Genomic DNA, 22145 nt, shown 5'->3' with positions numbered 1-22145 from the left:
GGGTATTCACCGCGTTATCACCGCTGCCTGGCCGGCATGCAGGGGATTGGGGGCTGCGTGGAACTGCTGAGTGCTGCCGGCAGAAAGGCGACGTGTTGCCAGGCGTTCCAGTTGAATTTCTGCCACATGCAGGTCAAACAGGGCGAAGCGTTCAGCCATGTCCGGCACCTGCTGCTGGTAGTTGGCGACGGCCTGTACAGCCAGTTGCCAAAACCTGTCTTCGCTGAAACCATGAAAGATGTCGAGCCGGTAGGCCAGTTCCCCCAGGTGGATGAACAGCAGCACTTCGAGCAGATAATCGCGTGCTTCGACAATGCTATGCATGGCAAAGCCGGTACTGGCATTGGCCGCATTACGGTGGGCCGGTGCATTGCGCAACTGGCTGATGCGGGCTTCGTCAGTCGTATGACCGGCGATGTAATGCAGGCCGCCGGGCAGGTCACGGATGGCCACACCGGCAGGCATGCCATCCTTCAGTATCAGCAGGGTGTTTTGTGCATGTGCTTCAAGCAGGACACCGTGGCGCAGCATCAGGTGCAGAAAGGGGGGGAGCATGGATTTGAGCAGGGCGGTAACCCAGTTTTCCGTACCGTTCTGTTGCAGCCAGGGGGCAATTTCCATGGTCCCGTCAGTGCGTACGGCAGTCAATGCCGTGCAGGGGAACACCTGCTCGCCCGCTTGCAGTATGGTTGTTGGCGCTGTACGCCAGATCGCCCCCAGCAGTCCGTAGTTGATATGATGCGCCACGCCAGGTTTGAGTGTGATGCCCATGGGTTCAGACAAGAGGCTGAAACGGCAGCTTTGCCGCAAATACGGGTCATGCTGGCAGATATCTTCCAGCCAGGCACTGATCAGCGGTGCATTGCAGACATGGTGATCAGACAGGATGCGGTCAGCAGAACTGTTGGCAATGGCCAGCGGCAGCTTGAGGTTGTAACGGGACTGTGCTGACAGATTGCTTAAAGAACGTATCGATTGCTGTGGCAGGAAATCTGGTCCGGCTGCGCCCAGGTCAAGCAGGGTGGCGTCGGCCAGCCAGTGCGCGTACTGGATTTGCAGGCTGTGCTGCCAGTGCCAGGGATGAACTGGTAACAGGTAGTAGACTGCGGGGTCTTGTGACTGTGCCCTTACTTGTTGCTCCAGCCTGTGCAGTTCATCACTGCCGGTTTCATGCGCCAGGAAGCTTGCATAATCGCGTCCGTCCATACTGTGGATATCGCAGATGTCCTTGCGGATTGCCAGCCAGCGGAGTTGTAGGGTATTGCCGAATTCCGGCCCATATTGCGCATGGTCGTCAAGACTGAAACCTATGCGCGAGCGATAGCAGGGGTGATATAAATGGCCTTCACCAAATAGCGCTTCCTGCTTGGCATAGGGCAGCTCAAGCGCCGGGCGACGCGGTACTGTCAGCGATCTTGCCTGCTTGGCCGCAGTGTGCAGCAGCTCATTGGTGAAGCGTCGGACTTTGTCATCGTCAGTCCGTAAATGTCTGAGCAGGTGACCTGCCACGCTGGCGATATCATGTTGAGCTGTGCCGGTGCGACTGTCCAGCAAGGGACCGAGAAGGCGTGTGCGACCAAACGCGCTGCCGGTATGCGCTGCGATCTGGTAATCGAGCGCTTCGCCGCCAGCATTTCTTCCCCGTATGTGCAGCACGGCTTTGCCGCGCCCGCCGTCCTCGTGATGATGCTCCAGGTGAGCATCAAGTGCTCCTTCAAAATAAAAACTTTCTATGAACTGGCGCAGGGTGCGTTCTATGGCTGCTTCGATGGCAAGGGGGACTGTCGTTGGTGCAGGATTGGGCATGGTCGTCTTCATTTATGTAAGCATGGCGGGCCGTGTGCAGACGCGGCTATCGCATGAGGTAATGGTTGATTATTGTTTTACTGCGCTGGCCGGAGCAGAACCAGGGCGGGACGGTCAGGCTCGGTACCGGTGCAGCAGGCCATGCCGCAGAGGTTGGCGGTGTCGCGAGAGTGTGGTATGCCAGGGCCGGACGTGATGCGCCGTGCCGGTTGGATGGAAGAATGCGATAAACATGATTGCCCCGCTGAAACTGGATAAATGAAACTGAATACGTGTTTCACACTATCTGCCCACGTCGGATGCTGGCGAACGTGTTTTGCTTGGGGGCTGGCGCTAATGGGGATGGTGAGATTGCTAAACTGGAATCATTATAAATGAGAATCATTATCATTTGTTGATTTTTTTTGAATAAATTTACTTGCAGCCAGCCCGCTCGGTAATTGCAAACAATGTTGATATTTCTGCGCATGGCTGGTGAATTGTCATTGTCAACTGATGGCGTCAGCCTGGTTTTTCGGTGCGTCTTCCCTATGAAAGCGTGCCGGTGTGAAGCGGGGAGAATGTTTTTTCACTTCGTCTGCAAACTTTTAAAATCTGGTATAGACTGTTGACTAGTCAATGATTATTTAATGATTGGATGCAGTCATGAGTACAGAGAACCAGCAGCCTGAGGTGTATTCCAAACAGGTCGAGGATAGTGTCGGCTACCTGATCGCCAGGGCGCGCTCGATGCTGTCACGGGCCATAGAAGAAGCCTTGCGCGAGCTTGATATCACCCACGCCCAGGGCGGGGTGTTTTTGATGTTGTCGATCGGCCAATGCAATACGGCGGCTGACCTGGCGCGCGACATGTTTATCGACTCTGCCGCTATGAAGCGCACACTCGACAAGCTCGAAGCCAAGGGTTTTATACGCCGTTATACCGATGCCTCAGACAAGCGCCTGTTCAAGCTGGCGCTGACAGAAAGCGGCAAGGCCATGGCGGCACGCCTGCCGCCTATCTACGCCAGCGTGCTGGATATTGGTTTTACCGGCTTTGCGCCGGAAGAAATCCAGTTCCTCAAATACCTGCTGCGCAAACTGCTGGCCAACCGGTCTTTGTTAGAGACTTGATAATCATTGCATAGGCAATTAAATTTTATTGCTGTAAGCAAACTCTCTGTATGAAATTCTCGTTTATTAAATAGTGTTCATCATGAAAAAACGCACGTTCAACACCGGTACTGTCCAGCATGCCTTGCGGTTGCTGGCAGCGGGCAGCGCCCTGGCCCTGCTGTCTGCCTGTGTCAGTTTCCAGGGCATACAAAGCCAGGCGCAACTCAAGACATTGACAGCTGACAGTGGCGGCTTCCCTGATCAGGGCGGTAACGCTGCCTGGCCGGACAGCACATGGGCAACGACCATCGGTGGTGCTGAGCTGCAGGCATTGATCGATACGGCTTTGGCCAACAACCCCAGCCTGCAGGTTGCCGCGGCCCGCCTGCGCGCAGCGCAAGCCATGAGCAGTCTGGTTGGCGCCAACGAAAAACCAACAGTTACCCTCAACGGCGAAAGCACTTACCAGCGCTTTACCGAACATGGCCTGGTGCCGCCGCCACTGGCCGGTACGTATGAAAGCAATAACCAGATCAGCTTCAATGCCTCTTATGAGCTGGATTTCTGGGGCAAGCACAGTGCCGAAATGCGCAGCGCCCTGTCGCAGGAAAAAGTCGCCGAAGCCGAAGGCCAGAGCGTACGTCTGATGCTCAGCAATGCCATCGCCCGTGCCTGGCTGCAAATGGCCAGACAATATGCGCAACTGGAACTGAGCAAGCAGCAACTGGCTGTGCGCGAACAGTTTGACAACCTGACCCGGCAGCGCGTGGCTGCAGGTCTTGATACCAAATCTGACACGCAGCAAAGCCTGATCCAGTTGTCCAGTCTCAAGAATGACATCGCTCAATGGCAGGAAGCCATTGCCCTCACGCGCAACCAGATCGCCGCACTGCAAGGTCTGGGACCGGAACAGGGCAAGTTGATAGCCACGCCACAGTTCCGGCAGGTGACAGACAGCGCCTTGCCCGGCAAGCTGCCGCTGGAATTACTGGGCCGCCGTCCTGACATCGTTGCTGCACGCTGGCGCGTCGAAGCCGGGCAGGGCGACATCGATGTCGCCAAGACCCAGTTCTACCCCAACATCAACCTGGTCGGTTTTGCCGGCTTGTCCAGCCTGGGTTTGAGCAACCTGGCCAAGGCGGGCAGCGGCATCATCGGTGTCGGCCCCAGCCTGCACCTGCCCATCTTTGAAGGTGGCCGTCTGCGTGCGCAATTGAAGGGCAAGGTCGCCGCTTATGACATTGCTGTTGCCACCTATAACCAGAGCCTGACCGACGCTTTGCATGAAGTGGCAGACCAGGTGCAAATATTGCAAGCAAGCCAGGCACAGCTGGTTGAGCAAAGGTCTGCAGAACAGGCCGCCCGCGTCAGCCTGCAACTGGCGCAGCAAAGGCAAAAGGTGGGTACCGCCAACAAACTGCCCGTGCTGGCAGCCGAGAGCGCCGTACTGGCCCAGCAAAAAACCTCGCTGGAACTGGCAGTGCGCCACACCGAAGCACAGATCAACCTGATCAAGGCGCTGGGTGGCGGCTATAAAACGGACGCTGCCACCAGCCCTGCCGCGAGTCAAGCAAGTAACAAGGCAGATAACAAGATCAAGAACACCTCAGTCAACACCACAGCAGCAAACACTTCGGAGGCCGCGTCATGAACGCCCCAGCACAAAACAAACCAGTCACTGTTTCACCACAGGCAGAATACACGACAGAAAAAAACGGCAAGCGCCGCATCCTGCTGATCATCGTCACCCTGCTCATCCTGATCGCCCTCGGCGCCTATACCGTCTGGTGGTATACCGTAGGCCGCAATTTTGAACATACCGAAGACGCCTATGCCGCCGGCAACGTCGTGCAGGTGACGCCGCAGGTGGCTGGCACAGTCGTCGCCATTCATGCTGACGATACCGAGCTGGTGCAGATGGGTAAACCGCTGGTTGAACTCGACAAGACCGACGCCAAAGTGGCCGTCGATCAGGCAGAGGCGCAACTGGCGCAAACCGTACGTGAAGTGCGCGTACTGTTTGCCAATAATGGCAGCCTGCAGGCCAATGTCAGCCTGCGCAACACCGAAGTGGAAAGAGCCAAGGCCGACCTGGCGCGTCGCAGCCAGTTGCTGAGCACAGGTGCGGTATCATCGGAAGAACTGGAACATGCCCGCAATGCCGTCAAGAGCGCAGAAGCCGCCCTGCAAGCCGCCAATGAGCAGTTGACATCGAACAAGACCCTGACAGAAAACACCACCGTCACCCAGCACCCGAATGTCTTGCGTGCTGCCGCCCGTGTGCGTGAAACCCTGCTGGCCTTGAGTCGCACCACCTTGCCTGCGCCCACCACCGGCTATGTCGCCAAGCGTGCCGTACAGGTCGGCCAGCGCATTGCTGCCGGCTCGCCTTTGCTGTCCATCGTGCCTTTGAATACCTTGTGGGTGGATGCCAACTTCAAGGAAGTGCAACTCGCCCACATGCGCATCGGCCAGGACGTGGAACTGCATTCCGACCTCTACGGTAGCGACGTCACCTATCACGGCAAAGTGCTGGGCATGTCTGCCGGTACCGGTTCCGCCTTCGCCCTGTTACCGGCGCAAAACGCCAGCGGCAACTGGATCAAGGTCGTACAGCGCGTACCGGTACGCATCACCCTGGACCCCAAGGAGCTGGAAGCCCACCCGCTGCGCATAGGTGTATCGATGCAGGTGCAGGTCAATATTTCGCAACAGCAGGGTGCACCGGTCACGGCCGCAGCACGCGCTGCACCGGCTTACCAGACGGCTGTGTTTGAACAGAATGGCAAAGATGCAGACCAGCGCATCGCCAGCATCATCGCCGCCAATCTGCCAGCTGGCAAAGCGGCTGCTAACGATCATCATGGCAACACCACCAAGGCACAATAATGAGTAACGCTCCACGCTCCCCGCAGGCACCGCACCCGCCGCTCAAAGGCGGGCAGCTGGGCATGGGCACGCTGGCTTTGTCGCTGGCGGTGTTCATGAATGTGCTGGATTCATCGATTGCCAACGTCTCGATACCGGCCATCTCCGGCAATCTTGGCGTGTCGCCACAACAGGGCACCTGGGTGATTACCTCGTTTGCCGTGGCGAATGCGATTTCGGTACCGCTGACTGGCTGGCTGACCACGCATTTTGGCCAGGTCAAACTGTTTCTGTCATCGATACTGCTATTCGTGCTGTCATCCTGGTTGTGCGGCATGGCGCCGAACATAGAAATACTGATTGCCGCCCGTATCCTGCAAGGTGCGGTCGCCGGCCCCATGATCCCGTTGTCGCAGGCTTTGCTGCTGGGCAGTTATCCGCCGACCAAAAGCTCCATGGCCCTGGCCTTGTGGGGGATGACCACCCTGGTCGCGCCCATCATGGGGCCTTTGCTTGGTGGCTGGATATCAGACAATTATTCCTGGCCCTGGATTTTTTACATCAACATCCCCGTTGGTCTGTTCACCGCCTGGGCCACCTGGTCCATCTATCGCAAGCGTGAATCTGCCATCAAGAACCTGCCCATCGACAAGGTTGGCCTGGCCTTGCTGGTGATCTGGGTAGGTGCTTTGCAATTGATGCTTGATAAAGGCAAAGAGCTGGACTGGTTCAATTCCGGCGAGATCATCTTGCTGACCGTGATTGCCGTCATCGGCCTGATCTATTTCGTCATCTGGGAACTGGGGCAGGATCATCCTGTGGTTGACCTGTCGCTGTTCAAGGGCCGTAACTTCAGTGCCGGTGTCATCGCCATCTCGATTGGTTATGGCCTGTTCTTTGGCAGCCTGGTCATCATGCCGCTGTGGTTGCAAACCCAGCTGGCCTACACCGCGACTGAGGCGGGTAAGGTGATGGCGCCGGTCGGCATTTTTGCGATCATCCTGTCACCGATCATCGGCAAGATTCTGCCCAAGGTCGACGCACGCAAGGTAGCCTCCACTGCCTTCATGGGCTTTGCCCTGGTGTTCTTCCTGCGTTCGCATTTCAATACTGACGTCGATACTGCCACGCTGCTGATACCGACGCTGATACAGGGCGCGGCGATGTCGATGTTCTTCATCCCGCTGACCTCCATCATCCTGTCGGGCCAGGCGCCGGAGAAGATACCGGCCGCATCAGGTCTGTCGAACTTTGTGCGCATCATGTGTGGCGGTATGGGCGCATCGATCATGACCACCATCTGGGACAGCCGCAGTACTCTGCATCATGCACAAATTGCCGAAAACACCGGCAGCAGCTTCCCCAACTTTGTGCAGACCGTGCAGGGATTGATGCAGCAAGGCATACCGGAGCAGGGGGCCTATGCCATCATCGACCGCACCATCAATATCCAGGCCAGCACCATGGCGGCGACCGATATTTTCTGGATGTCTGCCTACATGTTCATCGGCCTGATCGGCCTGGTCTGGCTGACCAAGCCCAAGAAATCGGCGGCACCGGTTGATGCGGGCGGGGCGCATTGAGGTGGTTTTTTTGAGGGGCCGCAGCTTGGGCTGGGCCTCGTTAGGGTAGAGCTTCATCATTCCAATTTTTGCCCTCAAAATTGGTTTTTTACGATGTTGTACGTGTTAAGTCTTTTTTGCTTGCATAAGTTGATTGGCGATTGCCGGCCGGGGGTAGCCCGGCGGCTACTCACTTTTCTTGTCTCGCCAAGAAAAGTAAGCCAAAGAAGGCGACCGAGGCATCGCTGCCCCTGCGGGGTTCCCTTTGCTGCAAGTCAAAAAATGGGAAAGTCCGAAAACTCGCTAACGCTCAAACATCGGCCTTTCTTTTTCCATTTTCTGCCTCGCAGCAAAGGCATCGACACATCGGAACGACAAAGATCAAGAGCAACCCCAAAGTCAAAAACAACGTCAATACAACCAGCATTCAAATTTAGGAATACAGAGCTAATCGACCGTTATGGGGTTGAGGTTGCTTTTGACTTTCGCTGTTCCGATGTGTCGATGCCGATTGTGCGGTACAGAAAATGGGAGAAGAAGAGCCGATGTTTGAGCCGCAGGCGAGTTTTCGGATCTTCCCATTTTTTGTACCGCACAATCGGGAACCCCCTTTAGGGGGCAAGACGCCTCGGTCGCCTTCTTTGGCTTACTTTTCTTGGCGAGACAAGAAAAGTGAGTAGCTGTCGGGCTACCCCCGACCTGCAATCGCCAATCAACACATGCAGGAAAAAAGAATGAACATGCACAACATCGTACAAACCAATTTTTGAGACCGAGTGTTGGGCTGATAAACCATTAGCCCAACCTACGAAGCTCTAGCCTGGCGAGGCCAGGCCCAACCCACGATTGCGAATGCAAAAAAATCCGTTTAATTGTGTGACCTTTTTCCTTGCCCTATTAATTTCCGGGCCAAGTGTCTGACCGATAAAGCTCCAACGACAAGCGCTCTAATTCTTCTTCATCCCCATCTTCTCCAGCGTCAATGTTTCATCCGCCCGCCCCCAGCCGCCATCGGCGACTTCTTCTACCAGCACCATGGTGTATGGCCGCACGCCTTCACCGAAATAGTCGACAAACATGGCTGTAGTGCGGTGGATGATTTCCTCCTTGCGGGCAGCATCAAGTATGCCTTCAGGGAATTTGAAATTGGCAAATGGCATGAGATTCTCCTTGTTTAAGAATTGCGTATTGAAATGTGTATTGAAAGAAATAAAATAAGGTTCAGGCGAAACCGCCGTTGACGCGCAAGATTTGCGCATTGACCCAGGCGCCGTCAGTGCCGGCCAGGAAGGCGACAGCAGCGGCGATTTCTGCCGGTGTGCCTATGCGTTCCATCGGGGCCATTCTGGCGATATTACTGACCTGCTCTTCGGTCTTGCCATTGAAGAACATCTCTGTCCCCACCGGGCCAGGGGCGATGGCGTTGACCGTGATATCGCGCCCGCGCAATTCATTGGCCAGCACATGTACCAGGCCTTCGACGCCTGCCTTGCTGGCGATGTAAGGGCCATAGGCGGGGAAGGATTTTGCAATCACGCTGGTGGACAGCGCAATGATACGGCCGCCTTTTTCCACATGCCGTGCCGCCTGTGCCAGCACCAGGAATGCGCCGCGCAAATTGGTCGCGATGACCTTGTCAAACGCATCCAGATTGCTGGCATCAATGCTTGCCATGGGCATGACGGCTGCATTATTGACGACCACATCGATGCGGCCAAATACGTCTCTGGCCGTGGCAAACAATTGCGCCACGTCTTCTGGTCTGGCGATGTCGCCCTGTACCGCAATCGCCCGGCCACCGGCAGCGTGTATGGCGTTGACGGTTTCTTGCGCCTTGACGGCATTGCCCGCGTAATTGACGACGACGGCAAAACCGTCCGCCGCCAGGCGCAGTGAGATGGCCTGCCCTATACCGCGCGAGCCGCCGGTGACGATCGCTGTTTTACTTGCTTCTTTGTTCATGATTTCTCCTGGCTGTTGATAAGGCAGCGTCATACTGCCGCCCGGAAAGTACTTTAATCATTCAATACGACAAGATAAATGCTGATAAACTCAGAACATAATTCAATCCAGCTCAACAATCATGGACCGTCTTGATACCCTGCAACTATTCACCCGCATTGTGGAAACCGGCAGTTTCAGCCGCGCGGCGGACATGCTGGATGTGCCGCGCGCCAGTGCCACCCACGCCATCAAGCAGCTTGAAACACGCCTGGGCACGCGCCTGCTGGAGCGCACTACGCGCCATGTGCGTACGACCCTGGATGGCCAGGCTTTTTATGAACGCTGCGTGCATATCATCAGTGAACTTGATGATGCCGAAGCATCCATGCGTCATGTCGCTGCCAACCCGCGTGGGGTCTTGCGGATCGATATGCATGGCACCCACGCCACCCAGATCGTACTGCCGCGAATACATGAATTCCGTCAGCGTTATCCTGGCATAGACATCGTCGCCAGCAGCGGCGACCGCCTGGTGGACCTGGTGCGCGAAGGCGTCGATTGTGTGATACGCGGTGGCAATCCGCGTGATTCAACATTGGTGGCGCGCCGCCTGGCGCTGATGCCGCAAGTGATTTGCGCCAGCCCGGCTTATCTGGCCAGATGTGGTACCCCGCATCACCCGGACGACTTGATGGCGCACCAGGTCGTCCGCTTTTTTTCCAGTACGGCAGCGATTGATTACCCTGTCGCCTTGAACATAGATGGGCAAGTGAAAGAGTTTGATATCGGCGGCTGGATCACAGTCAACGATGCCGAGAACTATGTCACCTGCGCAGAGAGTGGTTGCGGCCTGATACAACTGCCGCGCTTTCACATTGAAGAGCAACTGCGCACCGGCCGCCTGGTGGAAGTGCTGGCAGACTGGCAAAGCCCGCCTTTACCGGTTACCGCGCTCTACCCCTACCGCCGCCAGCTGTCACCGCGTGTGCGTGTGTTTGTGGATTGGCTGGTAGATTTGTATGCGCAGAAGTTCGGGGTGCTGCCTGTCACACCAAGCGGATAAGCCGGCTGATGGACATTCGTACACCGGTGTTGTGAATCAGATTTCTTGCGCAACAGATCTGATGAATGTCCGATATTTCTTCGGCCGGCAATCAACAAATCACAAATCCACAAATACCTCAAACCCGCCATAAATCATGCGCTTGCCGTCGCAGGGCATGGGGTTGTTTTCCTGGCTCAGGCGCGGGTCTTGCATGACTTTTTCCCAGGCGGTATTGCGTACTTCCTTCGATGGCCAGGTCATCCAGGAAAAGACCACGGTTTCGTCTTCCTTGCATTGCACAGCCAGCGGGAAGGAGGTCAGTTTGCCGGGCGGCACATCATCTCCCCAGCATTCGACAATGGACAGGGCGCCGTATTCCTTGAAGACCGGTGAAGTTTTTTCCGAGTACAGGCGGTAGGCTTCGCGGTTGGCATTGGGGACAGCAAGTACAAATCCATCGACGTAGCTCATGGTAAAACTCCTTCAGAAAATGCAGGGGGCAGGGCGGGGAAGCCCGTTTCGAAAAGCTGGCTGGTACGGGTGACGTGAGCACATTCTAGATCAAAGCATGGATAAGAGAAAATTTTTATTTCGCAAAAAAATCACATCATTTTGCCGCTCTTTTTACAGGCCCAGGCCGGGCCCTGCCTTTTCCCGGCCTGGCCCCGGAATTTCCGGAACTGGCCCCGAAATTTCCGGAACGAGCCGTGCTGATTCCCTTAACCTGATTCCTTTAACCTGATTCCTGATTCCCTCCACCCCGGTTCCGTGCTGCGCACGGGGCTATGTCTGGCCAGCAATAAAAATTTGTCGCATTCAAAAAAATCAGGCAAGATGCCGCATCCGTTTGCCTGTCGGTCCTTCCAGGCCGTCTGATTGCCCTGAACTTTTTGTGAGAAAAAAACATGCGTCTTGCCTATTCCACCTGGCCTGAAATCACTGCCTTTATCGCTGGCTGCAAAACTGTCGTCATCCCGATAGGCTCGAACGAACAGCATGGTCCCATGGGCTTGCTGGGTACCGACTGGATGTGCCCTGAAATCATCGCCACGGCTGCTGAGAAAGTGGCGCTGCAAGGCAGTGAACCGATGATGCTGGCGCCCACCTTCAACATCGGCATGGCGCAGCATCACCTGGGTTTTGCCGGGACAATTTCATTGCGGCCATCGACCTTCATGGCTGCCATTGAAGACTGGGTTTTGTCGCTGGCGCGTCACGGCTTTGACCACATTTATTTTTTGAACGGCCATGGCGGCAATATCGCCACCATCGAAGCCGCCTTCTCGCAGATTTATGCCCACTACTCGTACAACAACAAGACTTGTCCGCTGACACTGAAGTTGCGCAACTGGTGGGATCTGCCCGGTGTGGCGGCGCTCTGTCATGAGATGTTCCCGGCAGGCCACGGTTCGCATGCCACGCCATCAGAAATTGCCGTCACCTACGCGGCTTATCCTGACCAGGTACGTACAGTGGAACTGACACCAAAGATACCGCCAACCGGCCCTATCCTGGACGCCCTTGATTACCGCGCCCGCTTCCCTGACGGCCGCATCGGCGCTGATTCAAGCCTGGCGACAGTAGAACTGGGGCAGCAGATCATCAGCACGGCAGTGCAGGGTCTGCTGACGGATATCAGGGAGTTCAGTGCACAGGTCAAACCTGCCTGAAACCAGCGATATAAAGCTTTATCGACTTGCCTTATCGACTCATATTGTTGACTCATCTTATCGATTTCATATCATCGTTAAGGCAAGTTCAGCGTACTATACTTTCTGACTGAAAAATCTGTTATTGTTTCTCCTGTGGCAAGGTGAAGACAAACGGGTTTGAACTTTGTGATCTGGGTATTTGCCTGCAAAGCTCAAGCTGGTTTTTCCACCTTTATATACCACTCTCAAACGGCCATTTGCGCCCGAGGGAATATCTATAAACGAGGAGACATCATGAAACGCTTTTTCAGCACTGCATTGTTTGCCCTGTCCGTTTTATTCTTCCTGCAGGCGCCTGCCTTCGCCGCTGACCGGGCCACAGCGCAAGACGCGACCGAGATGATCAAGAAGGTCATTGCCTTCTACAAGGCCAATGGTCCCGAAAAAACCTATGCTGCCGTCAATGACCCCAAGGGCCAGTTCATCTACAAGGATTTATATGTCTTTGCCGGTACAGTCAAACCCGGCGGCGTGACCCTGGCCCATGGCGGCAATCCCAAACTGCTGGGCAAACCACTTGGTGAATTGCGAGATGGCGATGGTAAATTCTTCGTCAAGGAAATCAATGAAGTCGCCGGCAGCAAGGCAGGCAAGGGCTGGGTAGACTACAAATGGCCGAACCCCGTCACCAAGGCGCTGGAACAGAAAAGCACTTATGTAGAGCGGGTGGATGACATTTATTTCGCCTGTGGTATTTATAAATAATCGCCTGATGCGGGTGGGCGACGCCACGGCTTTGATGCGCTGCTACCCGCAATTATCCGTTTGATAAATTTCGTCCGCAGAGTCGCAGCGCAATAATCAAGCCATGCCATGGCTGCTATTCACCTCGGGATATCTGAAAAACCATCTGATAAGCCGGCAACGACATGAAACAGATTGCCTTCGGGCGCAGTCACACTTCAGCGATAAAAATTGATAAAATACCGCGGTTTGCCTGTTAAATCGCTGTCTTGGTGTGTTTTCAGATATGTTGATCCTGTCATTCTGAAACTGTTTTCTGCTCTGGTAAACGCCATCACCAGCTCGTTCTGCTGTTCTATTTTCCCTCTATCTGGATTTGATTTTTTATGCCTTACATCGGAGTTGGACTACACGTCCTGGTAGCCTTGTTTTTTGCCATTCATGCAGTACGTCACGGTCGTGAACTATACTGGCTGATGATTTTGTTCCTGTTCCCCTTGCTTGGTAGCGTGGTGTATTTCTTCGCAGTGTTCCTGCCATCGACACGCATAGAGCATGGTGTGCGCAAAACCATGCATGCCGCTGTCAAGACCCTGGACCCGGGGCGTGGATTGCGTGATGCACAAAAAGAATTTGACCTGGTGCCGACTGCACAAAACCAGATGGTACTGGCGGCCGCCTACCTGGCCGCTGGTGATACTGCACAGGCGGTACATCACTATGATATTTGCCTGCAAGGCCCGTTTGCCCATGCCGGTGACATACGTCTGGGCGCAGCAAATGCCAGGCTTATGCATGGCCAGGCAGCAGGCGCCATCGACCTGCTGACGGCATTACGCCAGGAACAGCCAGCTTATCAGCCTGAACAAGTGTCGCTGCTATTGGCGCAAGCTTATGCCAACGCCGGACGCCAGCAAGACGCCGGGGAAGAACTGGCTGCGGCAACAAGTCGTTTTGGCAGCATGGAAATCAAGGCAGAGTATGCGATCTGGGCCTTGCAGGCTGGCCAGCGTGACAAGGCTGATACTGCTCATGCAGAAATAAAGCAGGCGATGAAATACTGGAACAAACACACCAAATCATTGAACAGGGATTTGATCAAGCGTCTCAACAGCGCGTTTTCTGGCCGCGCCTGATCAATAAGTTGATCAGCAGCCAGACGAATGCAAAAAGGGGGTAGTGCTGCAATACCGTGCAGCATTGCCCCTTTTTAGTATCGAGTCAGATACAGCGGCAAGTCGGCGCTCACCTTATCGCCATCCGGCTCCCCCTCTTTTGATACCGTTAGTAAGGCGGGCTTGAGCTGACATGCCTGGCAAAAAAAATGAAAATATTGAAAATTGATCGATTAAATAACAATATTTTAAAAATGCCGTTCGCTGATGTGTCACCACTGTATTTCAATACCGGTGCATGCTGACTTATTCACTGACATTGTCAGGACCATGTAAAGCTGCGCTTGTCCCTCAACCTGGTGACTGCATTCCTTCATTGTCATAGCGGTCAAATGTTGGATACAATCAATCATTGGCACGCTTGACCAGATCATGTTTGACCGGGTTCCAATGAATGTAATCGACGTGCCTGACAAGATCTTCATCGTCACGAATCTGATGCTCCCCGAAACGTTTTTTGCCAGACGCCAGGCTCCCTTCTTAGAACCTGTTGACGACCTGTAGCGAGCGTGCGCACCGGGGTTTCATTATCGGAACAGCACACAAGCCACCAGTACCAGCATGATCCACATGAACTTGCTACGGCCACTGATGATGGAGAGCGCCAGCAAAGGCAGGCCAAGGATCACGGGGTACAGGCTCTTCAGTTGCAGCGTGAAGAAGACGCATAAGAATAACTGGAAGAGGATCGCAAACAGCCTGGCGTTACGCTTGTTGTTCAGCTTGCTTTGCTCGGTCGCGTTATAGGTCTGATTGCCATCATCTGCCTGCCCTGGTCGGGTATTGCCGGCGCTCACATTCAGGTTGACCGGTGCGGTACGGCCCGCTGTTTGCTGACGTCCGTAATCCGGTGTGGCCGTACCCTGTCTGGACGCTTTGGCTGCTTTGGTCGCTTGCACAGCTTCCTGTTTGAGAGCTTTTTTCGCTTCAGCCACTTGCTGTGTCGTCAGTTCCAGTACCGGTGCAGCGGGTTCTTTGATTTGCCACCAGTCCTGGCCGTTGGCGCGCTCTGGTGTCTTGCCCTCAGCGAGCTGCTGACGCAGGCTGGGCCTCGTCGGGCGCGTCACTGCCGGGGCAGCATGTTGGGCGCGCAGCTGTTTTATCTTTTGCAGCCAGGGCTGGCCCTTGGCCGGGTTGACCATGCAGATATAGCGGGCATAACCTTCCAGCGCGGCCAGCACATCGGTATTGCCATTCCAGTGCAAACCGGCTGGCCCTTTCTTTTCTACCTGGTGTACGGTTGCGCGAAAGCGATGCAGGGTCTTGGCGTCGATGGTCGGGCTATGGTTGACGACGATACCGGTCACTTCCTGCTTCTGGCTATAGCGCATGATGCGCTGCTTGTCAGGGTGCAGGGTAAAGCCTTCATCGGCGATGATCTGCTTGACGCGCCACAACAGTTTGCCCACCGGTGGTCGTTCTTTTTGCTTGCTCGAAAACGTCAGGTCGTCGGCATAACGGGTGTAGACAAAACCCAGCTTGGTCGCTGCGGCATGCAGGCGTTTATCGAGTGTATGGCACAGGATATTGGTGATCATGGGGCTCGACGGTGCACCCTGCGGCAGGCTGCGTTTTTTTCCGGCGACATAGTATTTCTGCCTGTCGACGCGCACTTCTTCACTGGCCTGCTCAGTACACAGCAGGCCCAGCACGGTGGCAATATGGTCGCCGTAACCAAGCGACTTGAATACCCCTTTGACACGCTGGTAATCAATGCTGGGGAAGAAGTCTTTCAAATCCAGATTGATGACCACAGCCTGGCCCACATGTGGCGTGGCATTGCTGAGTATGGAATGCTGCGGCAAGAAGCCATGGGCTGCCGGATGGCAAGGCACTTTGGCCAGGATGTGATCAAGCACCCAGTACTGGCAGCGCTTCAGACGTGGCATGGGCGCAGAGATGATGCGCTGGCCGCCGGTTTTTTTGGGGATGGCAAAACGCTGGTAATGACTGACCTGGCTGACCTGGCGCTGAAAACTCATGAAGCGCAATTCTGCCAGCGGTATGCCTATCGCCGTTGCCAGCTCGCTTGCGCTTTGCAGCAAGGGCAATTGATGACGGGCCAGCTTGTCGGTGTTGGTAGCGGTATAGTTGAGACCGCCGGAAACACCTTCCCCCAGATAAACGATATCGGTCTTGCGCTTTTCTTGCCAGGCCAGCGCCTTGGCGTAGCGCAGTTGCGCATGTTTCTGGCGGGTCTGTTCGCGTTTTTCTTTTGCTGCCGCCATGCGTTGCCTGCGCATTTCACGCAGGGCCGCCTTGGGGTCTTGTACACGGTGCAGTTGCTCGCTGAGTGCACGCAGGGTCGTGCTCAGTTCCGCTTCGCGCGTAATGATTTCATCCGTCAGTGTCGGCTTGCCGGTATCAGCGGGCCAGAACCCGAGGCGGCGCATCTCTTGCAGGACCACGGCGTCTTTGGTGGTTGTGCGCAGATGGGCGTACAGCTCATCGCGTGTCATCTGGGACAGCGGTTTTACCGGTGCTGATTGCTGTTGTTGTGTCATGACTCTGGACTCATCATCCCTGCCTGATCGCAGGAAGACTCTTGTGTTCAAAAAACGGTGAGTCAGTCAGTAAAAAGGAAAGCGGCAGGAAGCTCATCGAAGAGCCTTCAGACTGAGAGGCTCCACTCGACGCCGTATCGCACTACCGGCGCGAATGGGGTTCACGGAATCCACATCGTCATTGCGCCGGTAGTGTGATACGGCACAGTGAAGAGAAACTCAGTGATGCATAGCTAAGCAAACTACATGAATGGCGATACACCATCCGGATTGCAAGAGCCTTCCTGCCTGCTGCGATTTTACTGACTAAGCTACCTCCTGTAAATGCGTACTGTTTGCTGCTTACAAAAAATTACTTATTGATGCCTGAGTTGTCCAGGGTTGATGTTTTTGCAGCCTGGGTCAGACCTCGCAGGTTGGGCTAGCGCCTTATCAGCCCAATACCCGGTCGTCAAAAACGTACACGGCTAGCAATCGTTGGGCTGATAGAGCATTAGCCCAACCTACGGAGCTGCAAATCAAACCACTCACTTCCCGTTCGCCACCTGCCGCACGGCCAGCATATGCTCGCAAGGCCCGCGGAACATACGGTTGCGTACATAGAAATCACAACTGCAAAGCCCGTCGACCAGTCTGTCATCATTGTCCAGCCTGATCATGGTCTTGCGCAGTTTTTTGGTGTTTTCCATGTTGGCGCTGACACTGGCCTGCCATTCCATGCCGCCATCGGCAATTCTGGCAGACTGCAAATCAAGCAGCAGGTTTTTGTGCACCAGCCGGGCGGCCAGCGATTCGCGCTCGCTGGCAAAGCGCAGGCTGGCTACATCAATTGGTTCGCGCACCAGGTCGCGCCAGCGGGCTACATCGTCAGCGGCGTCATACACCACACGCCCGGCCTGCATCAGGCCAGTCAGGGCAGAGGCCACCAGCTTGCTGTCAATTTGCAGCTGCTGCGCCAGATTATCGGTACTGGCTGACCAGCGCGTGGACAAGGCATGGGCCACCGCCTGCGAAGTCGCGGCGTCAACATCCAGCCTTGGCGCCAGCAAATCAAACTGCCCGGCGCGTGACCAGTCATTGGCAGTCCAGCCGGACAGGCCAAGGGTGTAGTCCATGTCAGGCAGATGGGCAATCCAGAAGCTGGGCAGGCCCGTACCCATCAACATAACGCTGAAGCTGTCGGCGACGGCGATCAGTCTTTCCAGCGTCAGCAGGCGACGACGGCCCCAGATGCGGACTTCTGCCGCGTTCTTGCCGGTAAAGATGGAACGCTGACACACCAGTTTGACGCCCCAGGGTTCAAACAGCATCTGTACCGGCTGGCCAGGTTCAAGGATGAAACGTATCGAGCGTGGTCCCACGCGTTCCGTCTTGCGGCGCAGGACATGGCAGATGCTGTGCACATCCATGGGGTGCAATGTCAGCCTGTGGGCAGGCAGTGACATGGCCGTGCTGACCTGTAAAAAGCCGCGCATCCAGCTGTCAGGCAGGTCTATCTTGGCCTCATGGTACTGATCGTCCTTGCCGGTCTGCACCTTGAAGCCGTCGGCCTGGATTTCAAAGCGGGTCTCCTTGTAGGCGCGTATCTTCTGGAATTCCTGGTACAGGTCTTCGGAGTAATCGATATTGGTCGTGCCGCAAGAAAATTCACCGAGGTGCCTGAATACATCATGGCGACAACTGAGGCTGGCATAGGTTGACTCATCGCGGCTGAAACATTCAAAGAATACCTTGTCCGGATGCACAGTGATGACCGGGTCGAGGACGATCCACATGTCACGGTTTTCTTTGTACAGGTAATCAAAGTAGGCGCGCTGGGCCTTGTAGAAAGGTTGCATCAGCCTGAACTTTTCTTCCTGCACCTTGGTCAGTTCTGAACGCAAGAGCTTGACCCTGGCTGACAGCTCTTTTTCCTGCGCCATGAAGTCGGCCAGCAGGCTGGCTTCGTTTTCTGCCAGCCAGGCAAAATAGGCGGTACGATCCTTGGGCTGGGTGCGCAGGTCAGATACCACCACGTCATGCAGGGCGCTGATACCTTCGCGGTAGGCCAGGGCCAGTGAAGGTTGCAGGGTGGCAGCAAAATAAGTTGGCGTGCGTAGAGTGTCCGGCGCAAACTGCATGGACGTTGCCGTGGCGCTGTCATTGACCTGACTGTTGCCAAAATAGCGGTATTGAAACTTCATGCGGACTCCGCAATCGTGTTGTCTATGGTGTTGCCAGTGACATGGTTTCTCGGTGCCATCACCTGCAAGGGCCAGTCATCCGCCTGGGCCACGGCTGGGTACTGTGCCTGCAACTGTGTCAGGCCGAGTATGTACTGGGCCTTGTCCTGTATCGCCACGGTCAGGACCTGACGGGTAAAAATCTGCGCGACAAAACGGGCATGATCTTCCGACAGCAAGCCCTGGCCTTGCAGGAAATGGATGACGCGGTTCTTGACCGTACGCGCCTTGTTGACATGCGACAGCACGCTCAGGAAGTAAGGCCGCAATTGCTGCAGATGCTGCAATGCCTGCGTCATGTCAGGCGCATTGCTGACGCTCTGCTCCAGCCACTGGCTGACAAACAGTTGCATGCTGGCGGCCGGATGCTGGCTCAGGTTCAGCACATAATCTGCCGCTTCTTCCACGCGGAAATGACGGGTGATCAATTGTCTGCCCAGTCTTTGCACTGCGGCTTGCTGGTGGTCGCACAGGGCCAGCAGCTGGTTCAGTGTCCATTCTTCCGCAGTGATATGGCTGGCGAAATAATCCGTTGCAAAAGCTCTTGTTTCCGGCCAGCGCGTATCCAGTATGCGCAGGGCATCGTTCAGTTGCTGCCTGACTTCTGCCAGGTGAGTAGTGAAATAAGTTTGCGCCTGCAGGCGCACCTGCAAGATCGCATGCCTGCCGAGCAAGGCCCATTGCAGCACACTGAGGCTGGCAGCCAGTGTACCTTGCGCATGTGCGAGCAAGATACAACCCAGCTCTTGCGCACCTTGGCTGCGCGCCTGCAACAGACGCCACTGCATATCCGCAGGCAGGGCCAGCGTTGCCGTCAGCAAGGGGCCTTGGCACCATTGGATGATGTCGGCATGTACGCTGGCATTTTCATCAGCAATATCGCTGCGGAACATGACGTCAATCAGGTGGGGTAGCAGCCTGTCAGTAAATGCCGTGTGCGTCGCAAGCTGTGTAATCACCGGCGTCATGGCAGCCCTGACGCGGGCATCGCTGGCAGTGGCCAGGCTGGCGACCAGGTCGGGCTGCTCCTGCAAGATGCTGGCGGGCAGGGCGGCAAACAGACGGCTGCCCAGGCTTTGCCGGCCAGGGTCGGCATGCTGCAACAGATCACGCAAGGTATCTGGTGCGATATGGGCAATGCCTGCCGGATGGGCCAGCAGGACGTCGGTCACCAGCACCTGTTGCCAGAACTGCTGTGCCAGCAAGAGATTGCACCAGGCCAGCAGGTCAGCATCCGGCAATTGCGCCACGTGATAGTCCAGCAGGTTTTGGATCAGCCACTGCAGGTCATTTAGTAGCGGTGCGGCTTGCGTATCCTGCAAGCGGCTGGTGTTGGCCCAATGCAGCATGTGATTGAGCAGGATTGCACGCGTCGCCGCTACGGCACTTTGCGCCAGCAGGCGGCAGGCGGCACGCACGCGTGGCATGGGGCTGACGATCATGGTCAGCAAGAGGCCGGCATCCTGGGCATAGCGTTCCGGTGCTTGACTGATGTAGTCAAGGGCAAAGTCGGCTGCCGGTTCATAATCAGCAGTCAGCAGGATGCTGAGCCAGCTCAGGTCCGGCGTCTGTCCGGCAAAACGCAGCTTGATATTGCTGAAGGCAAAGTCCTTGGTCGGCAGGTAAGGGCTTTGCAGTAATCCCTGTAAAGTGCCTGCTTCGAGCTGTACACAAAAATCCTTGTTGTCGATCAGTGCCCTGGCGGCAAAGGCGTGCACACCCAGGCACTGGCTTCGTTGCAACAGACGCAGTAACTGATCGGGGGCGGCGTCCCATAAATGCGGGTAGGCTTCAAGGCGCTTGTCGCGCTGCGGGTAAGCCGGATAAGTGGCCGGGTCGGCTGCTGCTTCCGGGCTGATGGCCTGCCACCATTTGCGTGCCGTACGGCTGGTGGTGAATGGATTGTCAGGGTTGTCATGCCGGTGCAGCAAGTGGTTGAACACCATCCAGCTGGCATAGGGGCCGTTGTAGCGCAGCTCTACATCATAGGCGCGGCGCTGGCGGTTCCATTCCATCAGGCGCTGGATATGCGGTTTGTCTGCCTGCACATCGTCACAGGCCAGCAGGACACCGGTCGCCATGTGGACAAAATCCGGGCTGGACAATGCGCCCAGACGGCGCAGGGTACGCCAGCTGCGGCGGCGCAGGTAGTCACGCGTCAGCTTGGAATAAGCAACCCGGGTATTGGGCTTTTTGACTTCATCAGAGTATCTGACATAGCGTCTGTCCAGATAGACATGGCTGTCATGAGCGGCTGGTGCAAACAGCGGCCAGGACTTTTCAAAGCGTTGATGCAGGACGCCAAACAGCTCTGCATCAGCACGGAATTCTGCCAGCTTGTAAAGATGCCGGAAGGCACGGTACACCAGCAGGCTGACCGGCAAGTTCTTCAACTGTTGCACCAACAGCGGTCGCGCCAGTGCATAGATGCCGGCCTGGGCCATGCAGTCAAGCTGCTCCAGCCAGTCGTCATGGCGCCAATGCTTCCAGTTCTTGGCCGACAGCAGGCACAGCACCAGTTCTTGCAGACCTGCATCGACATCGCTTTTTTCATGCGCTGCCAGCCAGGCATCGTGCAAGTCCGCTGGCCACTGGCCCAGCAGGCTGCGTGCATGGTTCTGGCGTTCTTCTGTACTGCACAGGGCCAGCCAGGCATGCAGGGCAATGTGCCTGACGTGCTCATCTTTGGAGCGCTGGCTCAGCTCATGCATGGCTTGCGCAGCACCGGCATCACCACAACGGCCTATGGCGTGGGCGATGCAATAGTCGAGAATAGGTTCACCGCTGGCAATCAGCTCGACCAGGCGTGGCACGGCGGCAGCCAGGCGGCGCTCGCCTATGCGCCAGACGGTGCGGCTGCGTTCCGCACGGGACAGGCCAGACCAGGCGCGCGGATGCAGGCGGTCAAGCAGGATCTTTTCCTGCTCTTGCTGAGACTGTGGTTTGGCAATCTTTTGCACCAGGGTCTGTGATGAGTGTCCCCACTGCATGGCATCATCCCTGGCAGTTGTCGTGGGCGCAACATCAGGCGGGCTGTCGGCTGCCGTATCTGCATAACCCTGTTCCAGCTTGCTGGCCAGCAGCGCGGAAAAGATATTCTGTGCTTTGTCGAGGCTGACAGGGAAGGGCGTCTTGCTGCTCTCTTGCCATTCGGCATCAGGGCTGCCTTCGCGCAGGTTGACCAGGTACAGCGCGGCTTGTCCTTCTGCCTGTGGCGCCTGGCATAACTCGATTTCACAATGCCGCACAGACGGCTTGCTGCGTACCAGTTTTACCAGTTTAATCATGCCTTGCATAAACAAGCTCCGACCCAAGATAATGACGATAGCCATGGCAAGGCAATGCAACGTGCGGCAAGAAGGTTTGCCACTGCACCTGACTGTACCTGGCTATAAAAGCGAAGCATTATGTCATCTTTATTTCTTGCTGCAATAGATACTTACTTTTAGCTACAAAAGCACACATCCGGCAGGGATGGGTAAAATCCCGCCATGTTAGAATGAAGGTGGCAGTCAATCCTGCAGTTCT

General features: G+C 55.8%; 16 protein-coding genes. 9 read left to right on the top strand and 7 right to left on the bottom strand.

The features are described 5' to 3' along the window. Positions 1–6 precede the first annotated feature (6 nt). Positions 7–1806 carry an IucA/IucC family protein gene (locus LZ463_RS10765; protein ID WP_241455629.1) on the bottom strand — a complete coding sequence of 600 codons (1800 nt, stop codon included), beginning with the start codon at positions 1804–1806 and terminating at the stop codon, positions 7–9. A gap of 65 nt (positions 1807–1871) precedes the next feature. Between LZ463_RS10765 and LZ463_RS10760 the strand changes: the two genes are divergently transcribed. The 5 genes from LZ463_RS10760 (at position 1872) to LZ463_RS10740 (ending at position 7352) form a co-directional block, all read left to right on the top strand. Then, complete coding sequence (locus LZ463_RS10760) at positions 1872–2036, top strand: hypothetical protein (RefSeq protein WP_241455628.1); 165 nt, start codon at positions 1872–1874, stop codon at positions 2034–2036. 415 nt (positions 2037–2451) lie between these two features. Continuing rightward, positions 2452–2919 (top strand): MarR family winged helix-turn-helix transcriptional regulator, encoded by a 468-nt coding sequence (locus LZ463_RS10755; protein WP_241455627.1) that lies wholly within the window; start codon positions 2452–2454, stop codon positions 2917–2919. An 82-nt stretch (positions 2920–3001) separates the two neighbouring features. Then, positions 3002–4552, top strand: a complete 1551-nt coding sequence (locus LZ463_RS10750) for an efflux transporter outer membrane subunit (RefSeq protein WP_241455626.1) — start codon at positions 3002–3004, stop codon at positions 4550–4552. Next, entirely contained in the window at positions 4549–5790 is a 1242-nt protein-coding gene (locus tag LZ463_RS10745) for an HlyD/EmrA/EmrK family protein (protein ID WP_241455625.1), read from the top strand. Before LZ463_RS10750 ends, LZ463_RS10745 begins: the two co-directional genes overlap by 4 nt. After that, complete coding sequence (locus tag LZ463_RS10740; RefSeq protein WP_241455624.1) at positions 5790–7352, top strand: DHA2 family efflux MFS transporter permease subunit; 1563 nt, start codon at positions 5790–5792, stop codon at positions 7350–7352. The genes LZ463_RS10745 and LZ463_RS10740 overlap by 1 nt, the downstream gene beginning before the upstream one ends. A gap of 926 nt (positions 7353–8278) precedes the next feature. Here LZ463_RS10740 and LZ463_RS10735 read toward each other — a convergent pair. Together LZ463_RS10735 and LZ463_RS10730 are read right to left on the bottom strand one after the other, a co-directional pair. Beyond that, the gene (locus LZ463_RS10735; RefSeq protein ID WP_241455623.1) at positions 8279–8491 is read right to left on the bottom strand and encodes a tautomerase family protein; all 213 of its coding nucleotides are present in this window, start codon (positions 8489–8491) and stop codon (positions 8279–8281) included. 61 nt (positions 8492–8552) lie between these two features. Next, complete coding sequence (locus tag LZ463_RS10730) at positions 8553–9293, bottom strand: SDR family oxidoreductase (protein ID WP_241455622.1); 741 nt, start codon at positions 9291–9293, stop codon at positions 8553–8555. Positions 9294–9414: 121 nt separating this feature from the next. Here LZ463_RS10730 and LZ463_RS10725 point away from each other — a divergent pair, with 121 nt between their 5' ends. Then, a complete protein-coding gene (locus tag LZ463_RS10725) occupies positions 9415–10338 on the top strand; it encodes a LysR family transcriptional regulator (RefSeq protein WP_241455621.1) in 924 nt (307 codons plus the stop codon). A 99-nt stretch (positions 10339–10437) separates the two neighbouring features. On the opposite strand, the gene LZ463_RS10720 is transcribed toward LZ463_RS10725, so the two are convergent. Then, on the bottom strand, positions 10438–10791 hold the full coding sequence (locus tag LZ463_RS10720; RefSeq protein WP_241455620.1) for a DUF1428 domain-containing protein: 354 nt from the start codon (positions 10789–10791) through the stop codon (positions 10438–10440). A gap of 434 nt (positions 10792–11225) precedes the next feature. Between LZ463_RS10720 and LZ463_RS10715 the strand changes: the two genes are divergently transcribed. The 3 genes from LZ463_RS10715 (at position 11226) to LZ463_RS10705 (ending at position 13852) form a co-directional block, all read left to right on the top strand. Further along, on the top strand, positions 11226–11990 hold the full coding sequence (locus LZ463_RS10715) for a creatininase family protein (protein ID WP_241455619.1): 765 nt from the start codon (positions 11226–11228) through the stop codon (positions 11988–11990). A gap of 276 nt (positions 11991–12266) precedes the next feature. Beyond that, a complete protein-coding gene (locus LZ463_RS10710) occupies positions 12267–12737 on the top strand; it encodes a cache domain-containing protein (protein WP_241455618.1) in 471 nt (156 codons plus the stop codon). A gap of 365 nt (positions 12738–13102) precedes the next feature. Continuing rightward, positions 13103–13852, top strand: coding sequence for a hypothetical protein (locus LZ463_RS10705; RefSeq protein ID WP_241455617.1), 750 nt, complete (start codon positions 13103–13105; stop codon positions 13850–13852). Between the two features lie 566 nt (positions 13853–14418). Here LZ463_RS10705 and LZ463_RS10700 read toward each other — a convergent pair. The 3 genes from LZ463_RS10700 to LZ463_RS10690 form a co-directional block, all read right to left on the bottom strand. Then, entirely contained in the window at positions 14419–16395 is a 1977-nt protein-coding gene (locus tag LZ463_RS10700; RefSeq protein ID WP_241455616.1) for a reverse transcriptase family protein, read from the bottom strand. A gap of 527 nt (positions 16396–16922) precedes the next feature. Further along, positions 16923–18578, bottom strand: coding sequence for an SWIM zinc finger family protein (locus tag LZ463_RS10695; protein WP_241455615.1), 1656 nt, complete (start codon positions 18576–18578; stop codon positions 16923–16925). Then, complete coding sequence (locus tag LZ463_RS10690; RefSeq protein WP_241455614.1) at positions 18575–21913, bottom strand: hypothetical protein; 3339 nt, start codon at positions 21911–21913, stop codon at positions 18575–18577. Before LZ463_RS10690 ends, LZ463_RS10695 begins: the two co-directional genes overlap by 4 nt. Positions 21914–22145 lie beyond the last annotated feature (232 nt).

The sequence above is a fragment of the Undibacterium paludis genome (assembly GCF_022568815.1).
In the GTDB taxonomy this organism is placed as follows: domain Bacteria; phylum Pseudomonadota; class Gammaproteobacteria; order Burkholderiales; family Burkholderiaceae_D; genus Undibacterium.
The sequence above is the reverse complement of the archived record's forward strand: the minus strand, read 5'-3'. Positions and strand labels throughout refer to the sequence as shown.